The organism is Saccharomonospora halophila 8 (genome assembly GCF_000383775.1).
In the GTDB taxonomy this organism is placed as follows: Bacteria; Actinomycetota; Actinomycetes; order Mycobacteriales; family Pseudonocardiaceae; genus Saccharomonospora; species Saccharomonospora halophila.
On the sequence record NZ_KB912525.1, the window covers coordinates 3,772 to 8,284 of the forward strand.

Below are 4,513 nucleotides of genomic sequence, written 5' to 3' on the forward strand. Positions count from 1 at the left end.
CGCCGGGGACGGTGTGGCCGACGTGGACGGTGCGGCGGGCACGGGCGGCGCCGACGACGGCACCTGACCGGGACGCCGGGAGCCGGGGACCGGCGACGTCGTCACTCCGTCGTGGTGGCGGTAGGACCCGGTGGCGGCAGGACCCGGTGACGGCAGGACCCGGGAACGGCAGACCCGGGAACGGCAGACACAGCGGGAGGACGACATGGCAGGCCGGCCCACGGCGCACGGGGGGCCGTCCGGCAACGGCGCACGCCGCACCTACTCCGTCGGTGCCCGCCGGGGCGGTACGGTCTCGGTGCGCAACAACCGCGGCCGCTTCGTCGCGGGGCGTATCGTGCTCACCCTGGTGCTGGTCGCGGCGGGGCTGAGGCTGGGCTACATCCACGGGTTCGAGGCGGACGCCCTCTCCGAGCGCGCGGAACGACAGCGGACCACGCCCATCGACCTCCCCGCGCCCCGTGGCGCCATCGTCGACCGGGACGGGAACGAACTGGCGTTCAGTGTGGAGACCCGCGCCCTGTGGGTGCACCTGCGGAGCATGCGACAGGAATGGGCGGAAGCGGCGCGGTCCGATCCCGATTCGGGCGAGAACTTCGACACCCGGGCCGCCGAGGTCGCCGGCTTCATCGCGCGGAAGCTCCCGCACCGCACGACGGAGGAGGAGCTGCTGCGACTGTTCCACAAGGACGCACCATTCACCTACCTCGTCGAGGGGGTGCAGCCGTCGGTGGCGGAGGAGATCGAGGAGAAGTACCCGGAGATCGGGTACGAGAAGCGGGCGAAGCGGGTGTATCCGGGCGGTGACCTGGCGATGAAGGTCGTCGGGTACGCGAACTGGCGGCAGGACGACCCGGATCCGAGCAAGCACAACCTCGGCGGACTGTCCGGGTTGGAGTCCATGCGCAACGAGGTCCTGGCGGGCACCCCGGGCAGACAGATCGTCAACACCCCGGGTCGGGGTCTCGATCTGGTGATCCCCGGTACCGAACGGAACGTGCAGCCGGCCACGCCGGGCTCGGATCTGGAACTGACCCTCGACTCGGACGTGCAGTACGAGGTGCAGCGCACCCTCGCCGACTACGTCGAACGCGCGCACGCCGAGGGTGGTGCCGCCGTGGTCCTGGACGCCCGGACCGGCGAAGTGTACGCCCTCGCCAACGACACCACGTTCGACCCGGGCGAGGACGAGCTGACGAACGAGGCTCTCGGCAACGACGCGGTGACCACGCCGTTCGAGCCGGGTTCGGTCGCGAAGGTGGTGACCGCGACCGCCGCGATCGAGGACGGGATCGTCGGCCCGGACTCGGTACTCGAGGTCCCGGGCTCCATCGAGATCGCCGATCACACGGTGCACGACGCCTGGACCCACGGTACCCAGCGGTTCACCACCCGCGGCGTGTTCGCCAAGTCGTCGAACGTCGGGACACTGCAACTGGCCCGGGAACTGGGTCCGAACCGGTTCCTCAAGGAGCTGGAACAGTTCGGCGTGGGCCGGACGACGGGGGTCGGCCTGCCCGGAGAGAGCGCGGGTTACGTCCCGCCGCGGGACGAGTGGTCCGGCACGACCTTCGGGAATCTGCCGATCGGTCAGGGCATGTCGATGACCGTGTTGCAGATGGCGAGCATGTACCAGGCGCTCGCCAACGACGGGGTCCGGGTGGAACCGAGGATCGTGCGGGCGCGGATCACCCCGGACGGGGAGCGTGTGCCGGAACCTGCGCCGCGCACGACCCGCGTGGCCGACCCGGCGACGGCGGACACGGTCACCGACATGCTGCGGGCCGTGGTGCAGGACGGTGACTACCGGCACCGGGGCACCGCGCCGGAGGCCGCGCTGGAGGGATACCAGATCTCCGGCAAGACCGGGACGGGGCAGCAGGTGGATCCGGAGACCGGCGGGTACAGCAACACGCTGCACAACGTCACCTTCGCCGGGATCGTCCCCGCCGACGACCCACGGTTCGTGGTCGGGGTGTGGCTGGACGCCCCCGACACGACGCTGCCGGAGTACGGCTCCGCGGCGCCGCTGTTCCGCGAGATCGCCGGTTTCCTCGCCCAGCACTACCGTCTCCCGGTCTCGGACGAGCCCGCCCCGACACAAACCCTGGTGCGCTGACCGGACCGCAGAGGGTCCGGACACGAGGAAGGCCCGGGGCACGCGGAGCGGCCCCGGGCCTTCCTCATGGTGTCCGCCGGTGTGCCCGGCGGGGGATCACCGCCGGGCACACCGGCGGGAGAGGATCACTGCGCGTAGAGCTGCTCGATCGCCTCGGCGTAGTTCTTGCCGACCACATTGCGCTTGAGCTTCATGCTCGGCGTGATCTCGCCGCCGGCCTCGGTGAAGTCGTGCGGGAGCACGGCGAACTTCTTGATCGCCTCGGCGTTCGACACGAACGTGTTCGCCTCGTCGACGGCGGCCTGGACGTCGGCCCGCAGCTGCGGGTCGTCGGCGAGGTCGGCCACGGTCGCGTCCGCGGGCTTGCCGTGCTGCTGCTTCCAGGTCGGGAAGAACTCCTCGTCGATGGTGACCAGTGCGCCGATGAACGGCCGCTGGTCCCCGACGACCATCGCCTGGCTGATCAGCGGCTTCGACTTCAGCGTGTCCTCGAGTCCGGACGGGGCGACGTTCTTGCCGCCCGCGGTCACGATGATCTCCTTCTTCCGGCCGGTCAGCTTCAGGAAGCCGTCCTCGTCGAGCTGACCGAGATCGCCGGTGTGGAACCAGCCGTCCTCCAGCGACTCGTCGGTGGCCTGCTCGTTGTTCCAGTACCGGGGGAACACGACGTCACCCTTGAGCATGACCTCGCCGTCCTCGGCGATGCGGACGGAGGTGCCCGCCACCGGCTTGCCGACCGTGCCGACCCGGAACTCGTCGCGGGTGTTGACGTTGGCCGCCGCCGAGGTCTCGGTGAGCCCGTACCCCTCGAACACCGGCACCCCGATGCCGCGGAAGAAGTGCGCGAGCCGGCCGCCGAGCGGCGCGCCGCCGGAGACGGCGGCGATGCAGCGGCCACCGAGCGCGGCCCGCAGCTTGGTGTAAACGAGCTTGTCGAACACCGCGTGCTTGAGCTTCAGGCCGAGGCCGGGGCCGCCCCCGTCCTGCGCCTTGCTGTAGGCCACGGCCGTGGCCTCGGCCTTGTCGAAGATGTTGCCCTTGCCCTCGGAGTGCGCCTTGAGCTTCGAGTTGTTGTAGACCTTCTCGAACACCCGCGGCACCGCGACCACGAAGGTCGGGCGGAACGTGCTCAGGTCGGCGAGCAGATCCTTGATGTCGGGGGTGTGCCCCAGCGTGACCCGCGAGGTGAACGCGGTCAGCGCGATCGCGCGGGCGAGGATGTGCGCCAGCGGCAGGAACAGCAGCTGGGAATTGCCGGCATCCATCAGCTGGGGGAAGGCCTTGATGTCGGCCCGCACCTCGGCCAGCAGGTTGTGGTGCGTCAGCACGACACCCTTGGGCCTGCCCGTGGTGCCCGAGGTGTAGACGATGGTGGCCACGTCCTGTGCGCCGACGCTGCGCCTGCGGGTGTGCACGTCGTCGTCGGCGACCTCCGCCCCCAGCGCGGACAGCTCGTCGACGGCGGGCCGGTCGCCCTCGATCCGCCAGAGGTTGTCGAGTTCGGGCAGGCGCTCGCGCACGGACCCGACCGTCTCGGCGTGCTCGCCGGTCTCCACGACGACGGCCCTGGCCCCCGAGTCGGTCAGGATCCAGTGTGCCTGTTCGGCCGACGACGTGTCGTAGATCGGGACGGTGACGCCGCCCGCGGCCCAGATGGCGAAGTCGATCAGGGTCCACTCGTAGCGGGTCTTCGACATCAGTCCGACCCGGTCGCCCTGCTCGATGCCGGCGGCCATCAGGCCCTTCGCGACGGCGAGTACCTGCGCGGCGAACTCGGCCGCGGTGACGTCGCGCCACGAGCCGTCGACCTGGCGACGGAAACTCACGGTGTCGCCGAACCGCTCGGCATTGACCCAGACGACGTCCGACATGTTCTCGTCGTCGGCGACCGAAGCAGTCGCGGGGGCGCTGTACTCGCGCACGTCAACCTCCGTGTCCAAGCATTGTTACTGGCCGGTCAACCTAACCCCTGTCCGTTCTCGTGACGATGCCCGGGGGCCGACGAATCCGCCGGGACGTGCGATCGTGGCCGTCGTGTCCGACACCGCTGACGCCTCCGCGGGCGTGCCCGCGCTGGACTCCGCGGGCGTGCCCGCGCTCGACATCGTCGACGAGACGTTCCTCGCCGTACCCCCGGGCACGGTCGCGGCGGCGTTCGCCGACCCGCGGTCGTGGAGCGCCTACTGGCCCGACCTCACGCTCGAAGTCTACACCGACCGCGGGGACTCCGGTCTGCGCTGGACCGTGCGCGGGGCCCTGGTGGGCACCATGGAGGTCTGGCTGGAACCCGTGCTCGACGGCACCGTCCTGCACTACTTCCTGCGCGCCCGCCCCGTCGACGGACGGCCGCGCGGGCGGCGGAAACTCGCCGCCGAGGCCGACCGTCGGGCGCGG

The 4,513-nt window shown here is 70.8% G+C and carries 3 protein-coding genes; 2 read left to right on the forward strand and 1 reads right to left on the reverse strand.

Annotation, left to right across the window (positions count from 1 at the left end; all coding sequences use genetic code 11):
* Positions 1 to 205 precede the first annotated feature (205 nt).
* Positions 206 to 2,119 (forward strand): peptidoglycan D,D-transpeptidase FtsI family protein, encoded by a 1,914-nt coding sequence (locus SACHA_RS0107935; protein WP_028662986.1) that lies wholly within the window; start codon positions 206 to 208, stop codon positions 2,117 to 2,119.
* 125 nt (positions 2,120 to 2,244) lie between these two features.
* Here SACHA_RS0107935 and SACHA_RS0107940 read toward each other — a convergent pair whose 3' ends face one another.
* The gene (locus SACHA_RS0107940) at positions 2,245 to 4,041 is read right to left on the reverse strand and encodes an AMP-dependent synthetase/ligase (protein WP_019808611.1); all 1,797 of its coding nucleotides are present in this window, start codon (positions 4,039 to 4,041) and stop codon (positions 2,245 to 2,247) included.
* Positions 4,042 to 4,153: 112 nt separating this feature from the next.
* On the opposite strand from SACHA_RS0107940, the gene SACHA_RS0107945 reads away from it, so the two are divergent.
* A partial coding sequence (locus SACHA_RS0107945; RefSeq protein WP_408640317.1) for a hypothetical protein occupies positions 4,154 to 4,513 on the forward strand: 360 nt, incomplete at its 3' end.